Raw genomic sequence first — 18760 nt, forward strand, 5'->3', positions numbered from 1 at the left:
CAGCTGTACGTCGCCGCGGGCATCTCCGGCGCGATCCAGCACCGCGCCGGCATGCAGACCTCGAAGACCATCGTCGCGGTCAACAAGGACCCCGAAGCCCCGATCTTCGAACTCGTCGACTACGGCGTCGTCGGCGACCTGTTCACCGTCCTGCCCCAGCTCACCACCGAGGTCAAGGCCGGCTGACAGCCTGTCACCAACCGTCCCGGAAGGGCGCGACCGCCATGGTCGCGCCCTTCCGCATTTTCCGCTCGCGGACGCCCCGCGCTTGCGCCTCCCCCACCTCTATCGTCTACAGTCGCGTAGACGGTCTACTGCTCTGTAGACACTGAGCGCCTCGGAGGCCACGCCGTGTACGCCCACTCCGCCCTGCTGGCGGTCAACCCGCTCGACGCATCCTCCCTGCTCGGGGCGTTCGGTGCGCTCGGCATCGCCGCCGTGCTGTTCGCCGAGACCGGGCTGCTGATCGGCTTCTTCCTGCCGGGCGACTCGCTGCTGTTCACCGCCGGCCTGCTCTGCACCCCCGGCCTGCACTCCGGCCCGCACCTCAGCCTCCCGCAGGTCCTGGCCGCCTCCGTCGTCGGCGCCCTCGCCGGGGCCCAGGTCGGCCACCTGCTCGGCCGCAAGAGCGGTCGCGCCCTGCTGGAACGTTCCCGCAACCGCCGCCTGCACGAGGGCGCCCAGCGTGCCGAGGAGCTGCTCGCCCGCTACGGCCACGCCAAGGCCATCACGCTGGCCCGCTTCGTCCCCGTGGTCCGCACCGTCCTCAACCCGCTGGCCGGCGCCCTCGGCGTCCCCACCCGCACCTTCGCGCTCTGGCAGACCGTCGGCGGCCTGATCTGGACCGTCGGCCTGGTCCTCGGCGGCTACGCGCTCGGCTCCACCATCCCCAACGTCGACCACTACCTGCTCCCCGCCATCGCGGTGATCGTCGTCGTCTCCCTCCTGCCGCTCGCCCTCGAGTTCCGCCGCACGCGCACCGCCCGCCGCTGACGGACCGTCAACAGCTGGCGACAGTCGGCCTGTTCACTCCTCAGCGGACGACGTCGAAGACCTGCTTCTGCACGCCGTTGCGGTAGACCTCGTGCTCGACCAGCGCCAGCTTCTGGACGTCCTTGTCGGTGGCGCTGAACATCCGCTTGCCCGCGCCGAGCAGCAGCGGGAAGACCAGCAGGTGGTACCGGTCGATCAGCCCGGCGTCGGACAGGCCCCGGTTCAGGCTCGCACTGCCGTGGACGATGATCGGACCGCCCTCGGTCTCCTTCAACGCGGCGACCTCGTCCAGTGAACGCAGAATGCTGGTCTCGCCCCAGTTGGAGACCAGCTGGTCCGCACCGAGGGTGGACGAGACGACGTACTTCGGCAGCGTCCGGTACCGCGCGAACTCCGCCATCTCCGGCCAGACCGGGCTGAACGCCTCGTAGCTGACCCGGCCCAGCAGCATCGCCCCGGACTCCTCCTGCTCCCGGGCCTTGATCTCGAACGCCTCGGGAACGAACTCGATGTCCTTGAACGTCCAGCCGGCGTTGCGGTAACCGGGCTCGCCGCCCGGGGCCTCCACCACGCCGTCGAGCGAGACGAAGGCCGTGCTGATCAGGGTGCGCATGATGGGTGCTCTCCTCGGTGTACGGATCTGGTCTGTGTGGTCAGCGCCTCGCGCTCTGCGCGTTCGGCACGCTCAGCACGCTCAGCACGTCCGCGCTCACTGCTTCGACGCTCACTGCTTCGGCGCCCGGCGCTCGACGCTCAGCGCCTCGACGCTCAGTGCTCGGCGAGGACGCCGGCCGCCCACTGCTGCCACCCGGTGGCCGCGGCGGCGGCATCCGCATCCCGGCCGAACAGGTGGTGGAACATCAGCACCGGGCCGGGGCCGTGGTGGAAGGTGTACAGCCCGTCGGCGGTGCGGACCTCGCAGCGCTCCTCGTCGGACCACGTCACCTCCCCGGCCAGCGGCGGCAGCCCGGCCGGCTCGGCGTGCGCCCGCGCGCCGACGTCGACGGTGGCCGGCAGCGACAGGCCGCGGGCGAGCGCCGCCCGGACCTGCCGCGCGGGCCGTTCGCCGGGCAGCGCCATGGCGAAGACGGGGGTGCCGGTGCGCCCGGCGAAGTACGTCAGGTACTCGCGGAGCGTGTGCAGGTGGAACGGCCAGCCGCGGCGCAGCGCGTCGTACTCGTCCTGCCAGTCGTCGCCGAGCATGCCGCTGTGGACGACGCGCAGGACGGTGCTGCCGCCCTCGCGGCCCTCGATGAGGTACTCGAAGGCCATGAACCGGCCGTCCTCGGCGGTGCCCGTCCGGGTGGCGAACCGTTTGCCGGGCTCGTACGCGGTGACGACCGCCTTCTCCCGGTGGCCGCCCACGTCCATGGCGGCGGTGCCGTTCTCGCGGGGTTCGACCTCGTTGCGGCCCATGAACCAGGAGTCGATGCCGGGCCCGGTGGCGATCGCCTCCCAGACCTGTTCAGGGTCGGCGGGCAGGACGATCTCCTGCTCGATCTCGAAGGGGTGCGTCATCGGGAGGTCTCCTGTGCTGCGTCGGGCCGGTGACGGTCGGCGGCCGGGTGCGGGTCGGGGATCTGGTGCAGGCCGATCACCACCCGGTGCTTGCGGCCCTGCGGCGCGGACTCGTCGTGGTACCGGCCGACCAGGCCGGCCACGGCCTGCGCCAGCTCGTCGGCGAAGGCCGCCCGGTCGGCGGCGGAGGCGAACCGCACCTCGGCGTCGATGCCGAAGCTCGCCACCCGCTGACCGGCCCGGGCCGCGCCGGTCAGTAGCGACCCGACCTCCTGCACCAGCCGGGCCCCGAGCGCCAGCAGCCAGCGGGCCGACAGCTGATCGGGCGACCGGGCCGGATCGGGGCTGACGGCGGCCAGCGCGCTGGGCGAGATCACGTACGAGGCGGCCGTGGCGCGGTAGACCCGTTCGGTGACGTTGCCCTTCCGGCGCTCCTCGGCGAGCTCGACCAGCCCGTGCCGCTCCAGCTCCTTCAGGTGGTAGTTGACCTTCTGCCGGGGCAGCTCCAGCCGGCCCGCCAGCATGGCGGCCGAGCCGGGCTCCGCCAGGGCGGCGAGAATCCGGGAGCGTATCGGGTCCAACGACGCCTCGGCCGCGGCGGGCTCTTCGATCACTGCGACGTCCAGCACTTCTCCACCCTCCGCTTCGAACGCCCCCGGCGCTCCCGGGAACGACTCCAGCCTCCCTCCGAACAGAATTCCTGTCAAGACAAAATAATTTGTCGGTGAGCCCCTATGAGATATGGCCGCGCGGACGCCCGGTGCGCCTGCACCTCGGGGGCCCTGGGCACCTGCACCTCGGTCGCGCGCCGGGCTATGATCGCCCACCGACCGATCGACCAGGGGGAACCGATGCCGGCCACCACCACGAGCTTCGACACCAACGAACGCACCGCCTGGACCGGGCGGGCCGCCGCCTACGCCGCGACGTTCGGGCGGCTCTGCGCGCACACCGCGCCCGAACTCCTGGACGCCGCCGAGGTGTTCGCGGGAACCCGACTGCTGGACGTGGGCACCGGGCCGGGCACCGTCGCTGCCGCGGCCTGCGCCCGGGGTGCGGAGGTGACCGCGGTGGACGCCGAGCCGAGCATGGTCGAACTCGCCCGCCGCGCCGCGCCCGCGGCCCGGGTGGAACTCGGCACGCTGCCGGAACTCCCCTACAGGGACGGCGAGTTCGACGCGGTGGCGGCCAACTTCGTGCTCAACCACGTCGGTCGCCCGCTGCTCGCCCTGGCGGAGCTGCGCCGCGTCCTGCGACCGGGCGGCCGCCTCGCCCTGACCATCTGGTCGGGCACCCCCGCCCCGGGGCAGGCACTGATCCCGCTGGCCATGCAGGCCGCCGGCGCCGTCCGCCCGCCGCACCTGGCGCCACTCGACCCGGCCGACGACTTCCCCCGCACCCCGGACGGCCTGGCCGCGCTCCTCACCGACGCCGGTCTCCGGCAGGCCGGTTGCCGCACCGTCGACTGGGACCACCGCACCGCCGCCGACGACTGGTGGGCCGGCCCGGCCTCCGGCGTCGCCACCATCGGCCAGGTCCTGCTCGCCCAGAGCCCCGAAACCCAGTCCGAGGCGCGCCGCCAGTACGACCGCCTCGCCGCTCCCTTCCGCACCCCGGACGGCACCCTCGCCCTCCCGCACACGGCGCTCCTCGCGACCGGAACCCGCTGAAGCCCGCACTGCGGCGCGGTACAACTCCCGCCGCAGTGCGCCCCGTTCGGAATCCCGGACCGCTCACAGCCCCGTCCGAGGCTCACCAGCCACCGCCCGCCCACGGCTCACCAGTCGCGCGGCGCGATCAGCTCCTCGTGGTCCGCGCCGGTGAAGCCGTACGCCGCCGCGACGAACGCGAAATCCGCGCCGATCGCGTCCCGGGCGACCGTCTCGATCTCGCTGCCGGCGTCCTCGAACGCCTCGCCCAGGCGGTTGAACTCCTCCGTCGCGGCGTGCGTCAGCACGTACAACTCCGCCAGGTCGAGCGGCCGTTGCGCCTCGATCCGTTCGCACAGCGCGCGCAGCACCGCACGCCCCTGCTCGACCAGGTGGGCGGGGTAGTACGAGTCCCTGCCCATCTCGGGCAGGAACTCGTGCCCCGCCACCAGCTCGTTGCCGATCGCCATCCCGGTCGCTCCGTCCACTGGGGGATTCTCCTGCCGATCATCCCTCCGAGGACCGACAGCCCGTCAGGACGCAGGAACGGCTCCGCGCAGGAGGTCGGCGACCTCGCGGCGGGGGGTGGCTGCGCCGCGCGGGCCGTAGCCGATCCGGAGGACCACCTGGACCGTGCCGATGCCGGCCTCGGGGTTGCGCAACCGCCAACGGGTGTCGGGGAGTTCGACGGCCTGGTGGAGGACGGAGACGCGGACGCCGTGGGCGGTGGCCACCAGCCAGACGCGCTCCATCGACTGGCCGGCCCGCAGCCAGTCGGCGGCGGTGTCGCCGCGGGTGGAGATGGTCACCAACTGCGGGAGCGCCTCGAAGCGTTCCGCGTGGACGGGGCCGTGTCCGGTGAAGTCCCGTACGGGGACCCGGGCGTCGTGGTCCTGCGGGCCGAGCGCCTCGACCGGGATGCCGTCCGCGGAGGGTTCGCCGCGCAGCCAACTCCCGGTCTCCGCAAGGCGGGCGGCGTCGGCCACGATCCGGGCCTCGGCCTCGGCGATCAGCGCCAGCACCCGGCGCGCCTCGGACTCCTCCAGCGCGTCGAGGACGGTGTCCTCGGCGGCGGCGGCCGCGATCAGCTCGCCGATCACCGCCTCGGGGACGTCGCGGTTGTTGAACGGCTCCCGGCTGGAGTGCCGCAGCGCGATCGCGTCCGCCAACTCGGCGGTCTCGTCCGGGACTCCACGCCGGCCGAAGTGCACCACTGCGACCGGGGCGTCCGCCGCGACGGGGCCGGGCAGCAGTTCCAGCTCCTCCACGGGCAGGCCCTGCCGGGCGGCTGCCACCCGCAGGTTGAACAGGGCCGCACCGACCGAGAGCAGCATGCCGCGACCATCGGGGTCGGCCACCGGGACGGCCCGGTCCGGGTCCGCGAACACCAGCACCCCGTGGCCGTCCTCCGCCGCCCGGAACTGCCAGGGCTGGGAGTTGTGCAGCGACGGCGCGGCTCCGGCCGCCGCCACCAGGACCCGTAGCTCCTGCACGCCCAGTGCCGCCCCCGGCCCGCCCCTCGTACCCGCCGTCGACTCGACCATCGCGGATCACTCCTCGCCGCATCCTCGTCGCGTTCCACGTGCCTCTCTGTCTTGAGCGTGCGCCTCGGCCCGGCCGCGCCGGTAGGGCCCAAAGACCCCGGCCCGACGACCTCCGTCCCGTTTCCGGCGCACGGCCCACGCACGTGCCGCGTATGGCCCACGCACGTGCCGCGCACGGCCCACGCACGACCGGCTGCGGGCCGCGCGCATCCGTCCGCAGGCCGTGTCACGCCGACGCGGTGCGCTGCACGAACACCTCCAGCCGGGCCGACTCCAGGGCGGTCGCCACCGCGCCCAGCAGCACCGCGTCCTCACCGAGCGTGCTGGCCACCACCCGGGGTCGCAGTTCGCAGGTTCGGTGCAGCGCGTCCTCCAGCGGCGGCAGCAGCAGGTCCGCGCTGCGGCCCAGGCCACCGCCCAGCACGACCAGTTCCGGGTCGGCGACGGCGGCCACCACCGCGACCGCGAAGGAGAGTTGCTGCGCGTGCCGGGTGATCGCGGCGCGCGCGGCCGGATCGCCCGCCCGGGCCGCCGCGCACACCTCCTCGGCGGTGCTCGCACCGGTCAGTCCGAGCCGCCACGCCTCTCCGACCACGGCGTCCGCGGCCACCACGTCCTCCAGCGGAACGTCCCGGCGGCTCGCCAGGTCGCCCGGCGGGCACGGCAGTTGGAGCATGCCTATCTCGCCGGCCGCGCCGTGCGCCCCGGTCCACAGCTCGCCGTCGCGCACCAGGCCGACGCCGACGCCCGTTCCGACCAGCAGGTAGGCGAAGACCGAACTGCCCGCCCCCGCACCGTAGGTGTACTCGCCGAGCGCGGCGAGGTTGGCGTCGTTGGCGACCTGCACGGGCATGCCGAGACCGTCCGCGATCCGGTCGAACAGGCCCGTCCGGGCCCAGCCGGGCAGGTGCGCGGCGTGCCGCATCGCCCGCCGGCGCTCGTCCCACACGCCGGGGCTGCCGATCACCGCCCGCACCACCCCGTCCGCCGGGCAGCCCGCGGGGCCGCCGGCGCCCCCGGCGAGGCCCGCATCGGCGAGCGTGTCCCGGGCGGTGGCGACCAGCGCGTCCGCGACGGCGGAGCCGGTCCAGCCGCGGTTCGGGGCGTCCCGGCGGGCCACCACCCGGCCCGACAGGTCGGCGACGGCGACCCGCAGCCGGGCCCGGCCGACGTCCATCCCGAGCACGTGCCCGGCTCCGGCATGGGCCCGGTACAGCACGGCGGTGCGACCCCGGTCGGGGGCCAGGGTGCCCGCCTCCCGGACCAGCCCGGCCGTCTCCAGCGAGCCCAGCGCGGCGGACACCGTCGGCTTCGACAGGCCGGTGTCGCGGGCGAGTTGGGCCCGCGAGGACGGGCCGCCGGTGCGCAGCAGCTCCAGCAGCAGCCACTCGTTGTTGCTGCGCAGCCGCTGCCGACTCCATCTGGCGGGCTCGGGAGCCACGCCTGCGGGCCGTCTCCGCCCGGGCGACGCCGCTTGCGGGTGGGTCACGGTTCCTCTTCTCCGGTCGGGACAGTCCGCCCGCCCCCGCCGGCAACACCGTCACAGACTCAACTGTCGTCCACGTCCAGGTCGTCACACCCGCACCGGCGCCAGGAAACGCGACGCCGACACGCCCGCCCGACACCGGCCCGCTCCGGTTCCTGCGGCACGGCGATGGTACCCACCGGAGCCGTCAGCTGACGTACCGTACAGATCATGGAATTCCGTCACCTGGGCCGCAGCGGCCTGATCGTCAGTGAAATCGCCTACGGCAACTGGCTCACCCACGGTTCGCAGGTCGAGGAGGACACCGCGGCGGCATGCATCCGCGCCGCCCTCGACGCGGGCATCACCACCTTCGACACCGCCGACGTGTACGCGGAGACCCGCGCCGAGTCGGTCCTCGGCCGGGCGCTGAAGGGCGAGCGCCGCGAGGGGCTGGAGATCCTCACCAAGGTGTTCTGGCCGACCGGGCCCGGCCGCAACGACCGGGGGCTCGGCCGCAAGCACATCATGGAGTCGATCGACGGCTCGCTGCGCCGCCTTCAGACCGACTACGTGGACGTGTACCAGGCGCACCGGTACGACCCGTCCACGCCGCTGGAGGAGACCATGGAGGCGTTCGCCGACGTGGTGCGTTCCGGCAAGGCGCTGTACATCGGCGTGTCCGAGTGGACGGCCGACCAGATCCGGGCCGGGCACGCGCTGGCCCGCGAGCTGCGCGTCCCGTTCGTCTCCAACCAGCCCCAGTACAGCGCGCTGTGGCGGGTCATCGAGGGCGAGGTCGTCCCGGTGTCCGAGGAGCTGGGGCTCGGCCAGGTGGTGTGGTCACCGATCGCGCAGGGCGTGCTCACCGGCAAGTACCGGGTCGGCGCCGAGCCGCCGGCGGGCTCCCGGGCCACCGACGAGAAGGGCGGCGCGAACTTCGTCGCCCGCTGGCTGCGCGACGACGTACTGGAGCGCGTCCAGCTGCTGCGTCCGCTCGCGGACCAGCAGGGGCTGTCGCTGGCCCAGCTGGCCGTCGCCTGGGTGCTGCAGAACCCCAACGTGTCCGCGGCGATCATCGGCGCCTCCCGGCCCGAGCAGGTCACCGAGAACGTCAAGGCCGCCGGTGTGAAGCTGGAGCCGGAGCTGCTCGCCCGGATGGACGAAATCCTGGCGCCCGTCGCCGAGTTCAACCCGGCGAAGACCGCCGAGCACGCCCCGAAGAACCGTCCCTGACGCCGCACCGGGCCGGCGCCCCGCGGAAGACCGATCCGCGGAGCCGCCGGCCCGCCCGCCGACTCCCCCGCCCGCTACGTGTCGCTCCCACCGAGCCCGCCAGGGTCGTCGAGCCCGCCGAGGTCGTCGAGCCCGCCGATCTCCAAGTCCGGGACGCCCGTTGACGACAGGTCCTGCTGCGCCCAGATGGTCTTGCCGTGCCGGCCGGAGCGGGTGCCCCAGCGCTGCGCCAGATGCCCGATGATGAACAGTCCGCGGCCGCCCTCGTCGGTGCTCTTGGCGCGCCGCATGTGCGGGCTGCTGGCCGAGTTGTCCGACACCTCGCAGATCAGGCCCTGGTCGTGGATCATCCGCAGCCGGATCGGCGGCTCCCCGTACCGGATCGCGTTGGTGACCAGCTCGCTGACGATCAGCTCGGTGGTGAACTCCAGGCCCTCCAACTCCCAGGCGGCGAGCTGGTGTTCGGCCAGTCGGCGGGCGGTGCGCACCACCGCCGGGTCGTCCGGCAGGGTCCACACCGCGACCCGCTCGTCCGGCAGCGCCCGGGTGCGGGCCAGCAGCAGCACGGCGTCCTCGCGCTGCCGTTCGGGCAGCAGCGCGTACACCACCTGGTCGCACAGGTCGGGCAGTTGTTCCTCGTTGGCCTGCGCGAGGGTCCGTTCCAGCACCGCCCTCCGGGTGCCGACGTCCTCCGCCGGCCTGCCGTTCTCGCCGGTGTGCCGGGCCCGGCCGGACATCAACCCCTCGGTGTACAGCGCCAGTACGCAGCCCTCGTCCAGTTCGGCGGTGGTCGTCTCGTAGCAGCAGTCGCCCCAGCCCAGCGGCGGCGCGGGTGCGAGCTCGAACGGCAGCGGCCCGCCGTCCGGGCCGATCAGCACCGGCGAGGGGTGGCCGGCGGACGCGGCGGTGCAGGTCCGGGAGATCGGGTCGTACACCAGGTACAGGCAGGACGCGAGGCCGTCCGGGAGCCGGTCAGCTCCGGTCGGCAGGCTGCCGCGCTGCTCGTCGGTCAGGACCCGCGCGACCTCGTCGAGGCGGACCAGCAGTTCGTCCGGCGCCAGGTCCTGCACGGCCAAGGTGCGCAGCGCGGTGCGGAGTTGGCCCATCAGGGCGGCGGCTTCGATGCCGCTTCCGGTGATGCTGCCGATCGCCAGGCCGACCCGGGCGGCGGACAGCGGGATGACGTCGTACCAGTCGCCGCCGGGGCCGATCGCGCCCGGCAGGTACACCTGTGCGGTCTCCACGGCGCTCAGTTCGGCCGGTTCCCTGGGCAGCAGTTGGCGTTGCAGGGTGGTGGCGATGGTGCGTTCGCGGGCGTAGCTGCGGGCCTTGTCGATGGAGAGGGCGCCGCGGGCGGCGAGGTCGGCCGCAAGGTCCAGGTCGGCCTGTTCGAACGGGTCCGGCCGCCGCGTCCGGTAGAGGGCGAGCAGGCCGAGGACGGTGTCGTGCGCGACCAGGGGCGCGACGATCATCGAGTGCACGCCGAGTCCGGCCAGTCGGCGGCCGCGGACCGGGTCGGCGGTCAGCCAGTTCTCGTCGCCGTTCAATCCGCGCACCAGCCGGGCCCGCCCGTCGTCCAGCACCTGGCTGTACGGCGTGGGTGCGCCGTAGGTGGAGAGTTCGCCGTGCGGAATGGGCCCCTGTTCGAGGGGCGAGCGGCCGGAGCCGTGGGTGGCGCGGTAGGCGGCGCGGCGCAGCGGGGCGGTGGGGTCGACGGGTCCGGTACGGGGCGGCAGGCCGCGCAGTGGTTCGTCGAGGAGGTCGACGGTGGCGATGTCGGCGAGGCGGGGCACGGCGACGTCCGCGAGTTCCTGGGCGGAGCCGATGGCGTCGAGCGAGGCGCCGAGTTGGCGGTGTGCGGTGTGCAGGATGTCGAGGCGTTCGTGGGCGGCCTGGCGTTCGGTGACGTCCTCGACGGTGGCGACCAGGTAGCGGTGGCCGGTGGCGGAGTCGATCGGGAAGAACGTCACGGCGTCGACCGTGTCGCGGCCGGGCTCGCCGGGGGTGCGGACGCGGACCAGGTGCTCACGGATCCACTCGCCGTCGTGGAGGGCCTGCCGGGCGAGGGCCTGGAGTTCGGTGTCGTCGAAGCCGGGCGCGAGGTCGCCGACGCGGCGGCCGGCGGCGCCGGGGCTGGTGCCGGGACCGGGGCTGCTGACGGGACCGGGGCCGGGGCCGGCGGTGCCGGGGCTGCTGACGGGACCGGGGCCGGGGCTGGTGCCGGGCGGGCTGTCCGCGTGGCGGGCGGCGGCGTTGCGGCGGACCGGGCGCAGGTCCTGGTCGAGCAGGTAGAGGCTCATGGGGGCCTGCTCGAAAACGGCGTCGAGCACTGCCGCGTCGTCGGTACCCGGGGCGACCTGGCCGCCGTCGGGGGCGGTGTCGTGCGGCCCGCCGGCGGTCTCGGACCCTTCCCGGCCGCCGCCAGGAGCAGCACCTCGCGACCCGCCAGCAATCTCAGACCCTTCCCGGCCGCCGCCAGGAGCAGCACCTCGCGACCCGCCAGCAGTCTCGGGCCGTTCCGGGCCGCCGCCAGGAGCAGCAGCTCGCGACCTGTCGGCGCTGGTGCCGGGCCGTTCCGGGTCGTCGTTGGGGGTGGTCATGCGGGTCTCCCCGGCCGGAAGGCGATCAGGGCGATGTCGTCGCGGACGTCGACGACCCGGCCGGCCAGGTGTGCGCAGAGGTCGGCGAGTGGGCGGTGGCGGGCTTCGGCGGCGGCTGCGCAGAGGCGGGCGATGCCTTCGCCCAGGTGTTCGCCGGGGACTTCGACCAGCCCGTCGGTGTAGAACAGCAGCGTCTCGCCGGGGCCTATCGGGTCGCGGTGGGTGACGCGGGGGCGGCCGGGGTCGACGCACAGCGGAACGTCGGCGTCCTCGGCGGTGAGCAGGCGGGGCGGGCCGGTGACGGGGACCAGGACGGGCGGCGGGTGGCCGGCGTTGCTCCACTCGACCTCCCAGGCGCCGTCCGCGCCGTGCCGGGTGAGGCGGGCGTGCACGGCGGTGGCGAAGCTGCCGACGCCGAGTCCTTCGGCGGCGGTGTCGAGTTCGCGCAGGGTGTCGGCGGGGGTGTGGCCGTGCGGGCGGGTGTAGGCGATGGAGCGCAGCATGGCGCGGAGTTGGCCCATGGTGGTGGCGGCGGCGAGGTCGTGGCCGGCGACGTCGCCGATGGTCATGGCGAGTGATCCGTCGGGGAGGGTGAAGGCGTCGTACCAGTCGCCGCCGACTTCGGCGCTGCGGCTGCCGGGGCGGTAGCGGGCGGCGAGGTCGGCGCCGCCGATCCGGGGCGGGGTGGTGAGCATGGCGCGTTGCAGGACGACGGCGGTGTGCCGGGCGCGTTGCAGGGCGAGGGCCTGGCGCAGCGGGGCCTGGGCGCGTTGCAGGATTTCGTGCTGGAGGTCGATGTCGGCGGGGCCGGGCGGGGGTGCGCCTTCGCAGTCTGCGGTGACGGCGAGGGCGACGACGGCGCCGTCGACGACGATCGGCAGCAGGGTGAGGCTGGTGGCGCGGGCGCGGACCAGCCAGCGGACGGAGATCTCGGGGAGGCTGCCGCCGGGGACGTCGGCGCCGGTGAATTCGATCGTGACGGGGGTGCGGTCGGAAACCGCTTTCCGGGCGCGTTCGCCGAGGGTGAAGGTCTGCCGGTTGATGGGTGGCAGCGGGGGCAGTCCGGGGCGGGCGACGGAGGCGATGCGGGTGGCGACGACGTCGCCGCCGGCGGCGTCGGGTTCGCGCAGCAGGTAGACGGCGCACACGTCGGTGAGGTCGGGGACGAGGGTGGCGGCGAGTGCGGCGAAGGCGTCCTCGGGGCGTTCGGCCTCGGTGACGGCGCCGGCCCGGGCGAGCAGGCGCTCGCGCAGGCGGTTGCGCCACTGGTCCTCGATGTCGCTGGTGGTGCCGATCCATTCGGCGGGTCCGCCGTCGCGGACGATGGGGACGGCGCGGGCCCGGACGTGCCGGTAGCCGCCGTCCTTGCCGTGCACCCGGAAGACGTGTTCGAAGGCGGTGGGCAGGTCGCGGGCGGCGTCGGCCCAGCGGGTGGCGACCTGGTCGCGGTCCTGGGGGTGGACGACGTTCAGCCAGCCGGTGCGGGCCGCTTCGGCGAACGGTTGGCCGGTGAGGGCCTCCCAGCCGGGGACGAGTTCGTCGGCCGTGCCGTCGGCGTGGACCAGCCACACCATCTGGGAGGCGGCGGCCATCAGTGCCTCGTAGCGCCGCAGTGTCTGCAGGCGTTCGGCGGAGAGGCGTTCGGTCTCCAGGGCGGAGTGCAGTTCGGCGGTGGTGTCGACGGCGGCGGTGAGGATGGCGGGGCCGTACGGGATGCCGGGGCCGTGCAGGGTGCCGGCGGGCGAGCTGGAGTAGACGAAGTGCCGGTGGGCGGTGCCGCTGTCGGGGCAGCCGAGCGTGCGGGGGGTGGTGACCTGGCGGGCGGTGCCGTCGGCGAGCACCGCGTCGAGGGTGGCGACGAACCGCTCGGCGCCCGGTTCCGTGAAGACGTCGCGGGCCGGGGCGCCGAGCGGGCGGTCGCCGAACAGGTCGCGGAACGCGTCGTTGACGTACACCAGGCGGTGGTCGCTGCCGGCGGTCAGTGCGATCGCCACGATGGCCCGGTCGAACACCTCGGGTGTCAGTGGTGTGTCCGGCACCCTGCCGTTCCTCCTCCCGCCCGCCGGTCGGCGGGGTCTCAGGCGAGCAGTTTGCTCTTCGCCGCGCGGTATTCGTCGTCGGAGATGGCGCCGCTGTTCTTCAGGTCGGCGAGGCGGGCGAGTTCGTCGACGTGCCGGGCTCCGGCGTCGCGGTTCTCGGTGCCGGCGGCTTTGCGGATGTAGTCCTGGAAGTCGCCCTCGGCTTTCATGGCGCGTGCCCGGTCGCGGTTGCCCATGGATTTGCCTCGGGCGATCAGGTAGACGAGCACGCCGAGGTAGGGCAGCAGGATGACGAAGATCGTCCAGCCGGCCTTGCCCCAGCCGCCCATGTCGTGGCTGAGGAAGATGTCGGTGATCACCTTGAACAGCAGGAAGAGCCAGAGGATCCAGAGGAAAAGCCACAGCATCGTCCAGAACAGGTTGAGCAACGGGTAGTTCATCGGGGCTCCCTTCCACAGGTCCTTCGAGAGGTATCACCACATTCCGGGCGGCGCACGCTCAGCAGCCGGGCGCCCGGCGGCAGGTTCAGCGGTCGTTCGGGGAGATCCGCCAGGCGAGCAGGACGACCAGGAAGGACGCGGCGCTGAAGCCGGTGGACCACCAGGCGGTGGCGGTCTCGCCGCGCATCCAGGCGTCGGTGGCGACGGTGAGCGCCCACAGCTGGCCGATGACGACGGTGATGGCGAGGCCGACGCGGGCGGAGAGGATCGCGGAGCGTTCCGGCTGCGGGTCGGTGCCCGCGCCGGGGCCGGGGCCGGTGGCGGTGACCCGGGCGTCGGCGTAGCCGGAGGTCGGCCGGATCTGCGGGTAGCGTTCGTGGACGGGCCGGTTGAGGCGCGGTTCGTCGCTGCCGGGGTGGTAGCCCCCCGGGAAGTGGCCTTCGGGGACGCTCACCGCACTCTCTCCTGACGCTCCGTCAACTCTCTTCCACAAGTGCTCATTTGCCGCTCTTCCTGGTCGGGCATCCGGCGGCCTCGGCCAGTGCCGGGTTGCGGCCGCGCAGGCCCCGGCAGAGGCCGCTCTGCTCGTCCTCGCCGGAGCGGGCGGTGCCGATCGCCCACACCGCTCCCCGGGCGTCCTCGACCATCACCACCTTGGGCAGCGGCCGGGGCGGCGGGCCGGCTGTCACCGCGCCGGTTCGGGCGTCGAACTTCCCTTCGTGGCACGGGCAGTAGAGGTCGCCGTCGATGCCCTGGTCGGCTCGCCACAGCACGCCGCAGGCGAGGTGGGTGCAGACGGTGGAGTAGCCGACGAGGGTGCCGTCGGGCAGCCGGATCGCCATCGCCCGGTCGTCCTCGCCGGGGTAGTCGAAGCTCACCGCCTGCCCGTTCTCCAGCCGGTCGGCGACCTTCAGCGGGGCGGCGATGCCGTCGCCGTGCCGGTGCAGGGCGCCCGCCGAGACGACGACGGAGCCGGCCGCCAGGCCACCGGAGACGGTGGCGACGATCCGCAGGTAGTCGCGGCGGGTGGTGAGCGGGTCGGCGCTGATCCGCTCGCGCAGCGCGTCCTGCTCGGCGCGGTGGCGGTCCTCGGGGCTGTCGGGATCGGACGGGTCGACGGGGCCGGTCACGCCGGTGCTCCGTTCCCGGGCGTGGGCCGCCCGTTGACTTCGATCACGTTCAGCAGCCCGCCGGGGACGGGTGCGCGGCGCTCCGGCGGCACCACCATGGCGACGCCGGTGGAGACCGTGGTGGCGCCGAACACGAACTCGGTGGAGACCTGCACGCCGGGCCGTTCGGCCTGCAGCTCCTCGGCGGTGCCGTAGAACAGCGCGCCGGTCGGGCAGACGGTGGCGCACATCGGGGCCAGGCCGTAGGAGGTGCGGTCGTAGCAGAGGTTGCACTTCATCTGGAGCTTCGCGGCCAGGTCGATCTTGGGCACGCCGAACGGGCAGGCGTTGACGCAGTTGGCGCAGCCGATGCAGCGCGTCGCGTCGGCCTCGTGGACGACGCCGTCGGCGGTGATCAGGATCGCCTCGGCGGGGCAGACCTCGGCGCACGGGGCTACCGGGTCCTCGCAGTGCATGCACAGGGTGGGCAGCGAGGCGACGGTGCGGCCCTCGTCGGTGTAGTCCAGGTGGATCATCGTCTTTCCGCGGTGCGAGTCGCATTCGCGGCACGCCGACACGCAGGCCTGGCAGCCGATGCAGCGCCCGGGGTCGATGAAGACGGTGCGTCCGAGCATCGTGGCTCAGCCCCTCTCTCCGGTGCCGCGGCCCTGCGGCGACGTCGGCGGCAGCGGGTCGGTGCGCGACGCCTGGGCCTCCGGGTACGCCTCGCGGCCCGGCGGGGTGGGCGGCGCGGGCACGGGTTCGACGGTGCGGGCGCGTTCGATCCGCACCGCGCACACCTTGTACTCGGGGATCTTCGAACGCGGGTCGAGGGCGTCGATGGTCAACTCGTTGGCGGCCACCGGGTACGGCCAGTGGTAGGGCACGAACACGTGGTCCGGCCGGATCGCCTCGGTGACCAGCGCCGGCAGCACCTCACTGCCACGCCGGGTGACCACCCGCACCGGCTCGCCGTTGCGGAAGCCCTGCGACGGGTGCACCTCCACCCACGGGCGCGGTGTCTGCTCGACCAGCCCGCCCAGGCGCCGGGTCTGGTTGCCCGACAGGTAGTGCGCGACGGTGCGGCCGGTGGTCAGCGTCATCGGGAACTCGTCGTCGTACGGGTCGGCCGGCGGGTGCCACTCGACCACCTGGAGGTGGATCTTCCCGTCCGGGTGGTAGCTCTTCCCGTCCTCGAACAGCCTTGGCGTACCCGGGTGTTCCAGGCCCGGGCAGGGCCACACCAGGCCGCCGGTCTGCTCCAGCCGGTCGTAGGTGATGCCGTAGTAGTCGATCACCGTGCCCGCCGAGGCGCGGCGCAGTTCGTCGAACACGTCGCGCGAGTCCTCGAAGGCGAACTTGCTTCCCGCGCCGAGCCGTCGGGCGATTTCGCACATCACCCAGGTGTCGGTGCGCACGCCCTCGGGGGGTTCCTGCGCCTTGTTGTGCTTGACGACACGGGCCTCGGCGTTGGCCATCACGCCCTCGTCCTCGGCCCAGGTGGTGACGGGGAAGACCACGTGCGCGTTGGCGGCGGTCTCGGACAGGAAGAAGTCGAACTGGGCGTGGAACTCCAGCTTGTCGTAACCGTCCTTCACCACCGCGTAGTTGGGCAGCGAGACGAACGGGTTGTTGCAGATGCCGATCAGGCCGCGGATCTCCTGGCGCTGCATCTGCCACACCATTTCCATCATCGACGTTCCGGCGGGCGGGAGTTCGGACTCCTCGATGCCCCAGATCGCGGAGATCTGCCGGCGGTGCGCCGGGTCGTTGATGGACCGGCCGCCGGGCAGCAGGTCGGACTTCTGGCCGTGTTCGCGGCCGCCCTGCCCGTTGCCCTGGCCGGTGAGGGTGCCGTAACCGGCGCCCGGGCGGCCGAGGTTGCCGGTCGCGGTGCACAGGTTGATGACGGTCAGGCAGTTCTCCACGCCCTGGGTGTGGTGCTCGATGCCGCGCGCGTGCCAGCCCATCGCCCGCCGCGCCCGGCCGAACGCCCGTGCCACTTCCACGACTTGCTCGGCCGGGATGCCGCAGATCTCGGCGGCCCGGCTCGGCGGGTACTCCTTGACGGCGGCCTTCACCTCCGCCCAGCCGGTGGTGTTCGCCGCCAGGAACGCCTCGTCGGTCAGCCCCTCCTCCACGATCACGTGCAGCACAGCGTTGAAGAACGCGGAATCCGTACCGGACTTGAGCGCGACGTGGATGTCGGCGGTGCGGGCGACCGCGGTCTCCCGCGGGTCGACGACGATCAGCGTCGCGCCCCGGTCGCGGGCTCCCCACACGTACTGGGTCAGCACCGGGAAGCACTCGCCGACGTTGGAGCCCGCGATCAGCAGGCAGTCGGTCTGCAGGATGTCGGCGAACGGGTTGGCCGCCCGGTCGATGCCGAATGCCAGCTTGTTGGCGCCCGCGGCGCTCACCATGCACAGCCGGCCGTTGTAGTCCACGTGCCGGGTCTTCAACGCGACCCGGGCGAACTTGCCCACCAGGTAGGTCTTTTCGGAGAACAGGCTGGCCCCGCCGAGCACCCCGAAGGCGTCCCGGCCGTGCTCGCGCTGGATCCGGCCGATCTGCTCCACCGTGAACTCCAGCGCCTCGTCCCAACTCACCTCCCGCAGCGGCTGGTTGCGCTCCCGCCGAAGCAGCGGCGCGGTCAGCCGGTCCGGGTGGTTGACCTGCTGGTAGGCATTGATTCCCTTGGGGCACAGGCGCATTCGGTTGATGTCGTGGTTGCGCGGCTCGACGCCGAACACCTTGCCGCGGCCGTCCACCCGCAGGTACATGCCGCACTGGACGCCGCAGAAGCAGCAGTGGGTGGGGACAAGGGTCTGCTCGGTCTGGTCGGCCCGCCAGGCAGCAGCGGGCAGGCCGCCGGCGTCGCGGAAGTTCCGCGTCCCGATCGGGGCGACGCTCGGGTCCAACGGAACGTGCTCGGCGCTCACTTGAACCCCCGCTTGACGTTCGACAGGTACGCGGTGCCGCGCAGCACCCGCTTGCAGCGCGGGCAGTACTCGACCCACTCGTCGAAGCCGAGCCGCAGGTCCCGCATGGTGGCGCGCAGGTTGTCGACGGCGGCGACGGTGTCGATCGGCTGCCCGCAGCGGCGGCACGCCCGCAGCTCCACGGCATCCGAACCCTTGCGCCCCGCCGTGTACTTGAACAGCTGCATGCCGACCGCGGCCGGGCGCTGCATGATGTGGAAGAACTTCCCGAACGGCAGGTAGACCAGGGTGAGCACCACCGACGCCATGTGCAGGATCGCCAAGAACTCGTAGCCACCGCCGTGCAGGAACATCTCGGAGAAGGTCAGCAGCAGGCCCGTCACCGAGATCGTGAGCAGCGCCAGCAGCGGAAGGAAGTCGTAGCCGAACCGCTGACCGGTGGTCGCGGCCCGGTCCCGTACCCGGCGCCACAGGAAGTAGCCGACGCCGCCGATCACCATCACCGCGGCCAGGTCCAGCCCGTGGTAGAGCGCCCAGCCGAGGAAGCTGCCGGAGTCGAAGCCGAACAGCTTCAGCCCCCACAGCCGCATCTCGTAGCCCGGACCGGTCGCACTGGAGGCGGTGAAGGTGAACCAGCCCCAGGTCAGCGGGAAGGTGATGACCGCCGCCAACAGGCAGCCCCAGAAGATCAGTTGATGTGCGGCCCAACGGGCGTGCGAGCGCGCGCCGAGGAACTTCTGGAAGCCCAGGTAAGTGACGGCCATCCGCGGCAGCGCGGTCGGCGAGCGCTTCAGGTTCTCCCAGGACAGGGCCGCACTCCAGCCCTCCCGGAACAGTCGGCGGGCGGCCGGCGCGGAGACCCACATCATGTACCGGTACACCACGCCGAAGGTCAGGAACACCGACGCCACCGCGTACGGCACCAGCGCCGAGTCGAAGTCGCGCAGCTCCCGGCTGCCCATCAGGATCGCCGCGATCAGCAGCACGCTCGCCGCCCCCGCCACCATCGACGCCCGACCGGCCGGCGAGGTCGTCTCCACCGGACGCGAATCCGCGCGCGCGGCGCCCGCGCGGTACGGAGGCGGCCCGTCCCCGGCCGAACTGCCCTCCGTACCCCCGTCCGGTGTCCCCCCGGGGGGCGGCGGTGTCGCGGCCACGCGCACTCTCCTAGCGCTCGACTCGGTCCGATCCTCGATCGGGCGGCCCGGCACGGCACCGCGGCCCG

Annotated in this window: 17 protein-coding genes and 1 pseudogene; 4 read left to right on the forward strand and 14 right to left on the reverse strand. The window is 73.3% G+C overall.

The window, feature by feature from the left end:
* A pseudogene (locus tag ACIQF6_RS25550) lies at positions 1-186 on the forward strand (electron transfer flavoprotein subunit alpha/FixB family protein); the annotation flags it as partial.
* A gap of 165 nt (positions 187-351) precedes the next feature.
* Positions 352-993 (forward strand): DedA family protein, encoded by a 642-nt coding sequence (locus ACIQF6_RS25555; RefSeq protein WP_400898886.1) that lies wholly within the window; start codon positions 352-354, stop codon positions 991-993.
* A 40-nt stretch (positions 994-1033) separates the two neighbouring features.
* On the opposite strand, the gene ACIQF6_RS25560 is transcribed toward ACIQF6_RS25555, so the two are convergent.
* The 3 genes from ACIQF6_RS25560 to ACIQF6_RS25570 form a co-directional block, all read right to left on the reverse strand.
* Positions 1034-1606, reverse strand: coding sequence for a dihydrofolate reductase family protein (locus tag ACIQF6_RS25560; RefSeq protein WP_400898888.1), 573 nt, complete (start codon positions 1604-1606; stop codon positions 1034-1036).
* Between the two features lie 155 nt (positions 1607-1761).
* Positions 1762-2511, reverse strand: coding sequence for an SRPBCC domain-containing protein (locus ACIQF6_RS25565; RefSeq protein ID WP_400898890.1), 750 nt, complete (start codon positions 2509-2511; stop codon positions 1762-1764).
* Complete coding sequence (locus tag ACIQF6_RS25570; RefSeq protein WP_400898892.1) at positions 2508-3140, reverse strand: ArsR/SmtB family transcription factor; 633 nt, start codon at positions 3138-3140, stop codon at positions 2508-2510. Before ACIQF6_RS25570 ends, ACIQF6_RS25565 begins: the two co-directional genes overlap by 4 nt.
* A 222-nt stretch (positions 3141-3362) precedes the next feature.
* Here ACIQF6_RS25570 and ACIQF6_RS25575 point away from each other — a divergent pair, with 222 nt between their 5' ends.
* Positions 3363-4181, forward strand: coding sequence for a class I SAM-dependent methyltransferase (locus ACIQF6_RS25575; protein ID WP_400898894.1), 819 nt, complete (start codon positions 3363-3365; stop codon positions 4179-4181).
* Positions 4182-4288: 107 nt separating this feature from the next.
* Here the strand turns inward: ACIQF6_RS25575 and ACIQF6_RS25580 are convergent, their stop codons facing one another.
* The 3 genes from ACIQF6_RS25580 to ACIQF6_RS25590 all read right to left on the reverse strand — a co-directional run bounded on the left by ACIQF6_RS25580 (position 4289) and on the right by ACIQF6_RS25590 (position 7145).
* Positions 4289-4630, reverse strand: coding sequence for a DUF5713 family protein (locus ACIQF6_RS25580; RefSeq protein ID WP_400899364.1), 342 nt, complete (start codon positions 4628-4630; stop codon positions 4289-4291).
* A gap of 63 nt (positions 4631-4693) precedes the next feature.
* Positions 4694-5704 (reverse strand): Acg family FMN-binding oxidoreductase, encoded by a 1011-nt coding sequence (locus ACIQF6_RS25585; protein ID WP_400898896.1) that lies wholly within the window; start codon positions 5702-5704, stop codon positions 4694-4696.
* A 226-nt stretch (positions 5705-5930) separates the two neighbouring features.
* A complete protein-coding gene (locus ACIQF6_RS25590) occupies positions 5931-7145 on the reverse strand; it encodes an ROK family protein (protein WP_400898898.1) in 1215 nt (404 codons plus the stop codon).
* 255 nt (positions 7146-7400) lie between these two features.
* Between ACIQF6_RS25590 and ACIQF6_RS25595 the strand changes: the two genes are divergently transcribed.
* A complete protein-coding gene (locus tag ACIQF6_RS25595; protein WP_400898900.1) occupies positions 7401-8405 on the forward strand; it encodes an aldo/keto reductase family protein in 1005 nt (334 codons plus the stop codon).
* Between the two features lie 74 nt (positions 8406-8479).
* Here the strand turns inward: ACIQF6_RS25595 and ACIQF6_RS25600 are convergent, their stop codons facing one another.
* The 8 genes from ACIQF6_RS25600 to ACIQF6_RS25635 all read right to left on the reverse strand — a co-directional run bounded on the left by ACIQF6_RS25600 (position 8480) and on the right by ACIQF6_RS25635 (position 18542).
* The gene (locus ACIQF6_RS25600; protein WP_400898902.1) at positions 8480-10705 is read right to left on the reverse strand and encodes a SpoIIE family protein phosphatase; all 2226 of its coding nucleotides are present in this window, start codon (positions 10703-10705) and stop codon (positions 8480-8482) included.
* Between the two features lie 296 nt (positions 10706-11001).
* Positions 11002-13044, reverse strand: a complete 2043-nt coding sequence (locus ACIQF6_RS25605) for a SpoIIE family protein phosphatase (RefSeq protein WP_400898904.1) — start codon at positions 13042-13044, stop codon at positions 11002-11004.
* A 38-nt stretch (positions 13045-13082) separates the two neighbouring features.
* A complete protein-coding gene (locus ACIQF6_RS25610) occupies positions 13083-13484 on the reverse strand; it encodes an SHOCT domain-containing protein (protein ID WP_400898906.1) in 402 nt (133 codons plus the stop codon).
* A gap of 85 nt (positions 13485-13569) precedes the next feature.
* On the reverse strand, positions 13570-13938 hold the full coding sequence (locus tag ACIQF6_RS25615) for a hypothetical protein (protein ID WP_400898908.1): 369 nt from the start codon (positions 13936-13938) through the stop codon (positions 13570-13572).
* A 43-nt stretch (positions 13939-13981) separates the two neighbouring features.
* Positions 13982-14614 carry a ubiquinol-cytochrome c reductase iron-sulfur subunit gene (locus ACIQF6_RS25620; protein ID WP_400898910.1) on the reverse strand — a complete coding sequence of 211 codons (633 nt, stop codon included), beginning with the start codon at positions 14612-14614 and terminating at the stop codon, positions 13982-13984.
* Complete coding sequence (locus ACIQF6_RS25625; protein ID WP_400898912.1) at positions 14611-15228, reverse strand: 4Fe-4S dicluster domain-containing protein; 618 nt, start codon at positions 15226-15228, stop codon at positions 14611-14613. Before ACIQF6_RS25625 ends, ACIQF6_RS25620 begins: the two co-directional genes overlap by 4 nt.
* 6 nt (positions 15229-15234) lie before the next feature.
* Entirely contained in the window at positions 15235-17535 is a 2301-nt protein-coding gene (locus tag ACIQF6_RS25630; protein WP_400898914.1) for a molybdopterin oxidoreductase family protein, read from the reverse strand.
* Positions 17532-18542, reverse strand: a complete 1011-nt coding sequence (locus ACIQF6_RS25635) for an MFS transporter (protein ID WP_400899366.1) — start codon at positions 18540-18542, stop codon at positions 17532-17534. Before ACIQF6_RS25635 ends, ACIQF6_RS25630 begins: the two co-directional genes overlap by 4 nt.
* Positions 18543-18760 lie beyond the last annotated feature (218 nt).

The sequence above is a fragment of the Kitasatospora sp. NPDC092948 genome (genome assembly GCF_044754805.1).
Taxonomy (GTDB): domain Bacteria; phylum Actinomycetota; class Actinomycetes; order Streptomycetales; family Streptomycetaceae; genus Kitasatospora.

Coding starts and splice junctions, on each gene's coding strand:
- ACIQF6_RS25635 (WP_400899366.1), bottom strand. CDS start 18,542: ATGGTGGCGGGGGCGGCGAGCGTGCTGCTGATCGCGGCGATCCTGATG.
- ACIQF6_RS25600 (WP_400898902.1), bottom strand. CDS start 10,705: ATGAGCCTCTACCTGCTCGACCAGGACCTGCGCCCGGTCCGCCGCAAC.
- ACIQF6_RS25610 (WP_400898906.1), bottom strand. CDS start 13,484: ATGAACTACCCGTTGCTCAACCTGTTCTGGACGATGCTGTGGCTTTTC.
- ACIQF6_RS25575 (WP_400898894.1), top strand. CDS start 3,363: ATGCCGGCCACCACCACGAGCTTCGACACCAACGAACGCACCGCCTGG.
- ACIQF6_RS25585 (WP_400898896.1), bottom strand. CDS start 5,704: ATGGTCGAGTCGACGGCGGGTACGAGGGGCGGGCCGGGGGCGGCACTG.
- ACIQF6_RS25595 (WP_400898900.1), top strand. CDS start 7,401: ATGGAATTCCGTCACCTGGGCCGCAGCGGCCTGATCGTCAGTGAAATC.
- ACIQF6_RS25625 (WP_400898912.1), bottom strand. CDS start 15,228: ATGCTCGGACGCACCGTCTTCATCGACCCCGGGCGCTGCATCGGCTGC.
- ACIQF6_RS25565 (WP_400898890.1), bottom strand. CDS start 2,511: ATGACGCACCCCTTCGAGATCGAGCAGGAGATCGTCCTGCCCGCCGAC.
- ACIQF6_RS25580 (WP_400899364.1), bottom strand. CDS start 4,630: ATGGCGATCGGCAACGAGCTGGTGGCGGGGCACGAGTTCCTGCCCGAG.
- ACIQF6_RS25560 (WP_400898888.1), bottom strand. CDS start 1,606: ATGCGCACCCTGATCAGCACGGCCTTCGTCTCGCTCGACGGCGTGGTG.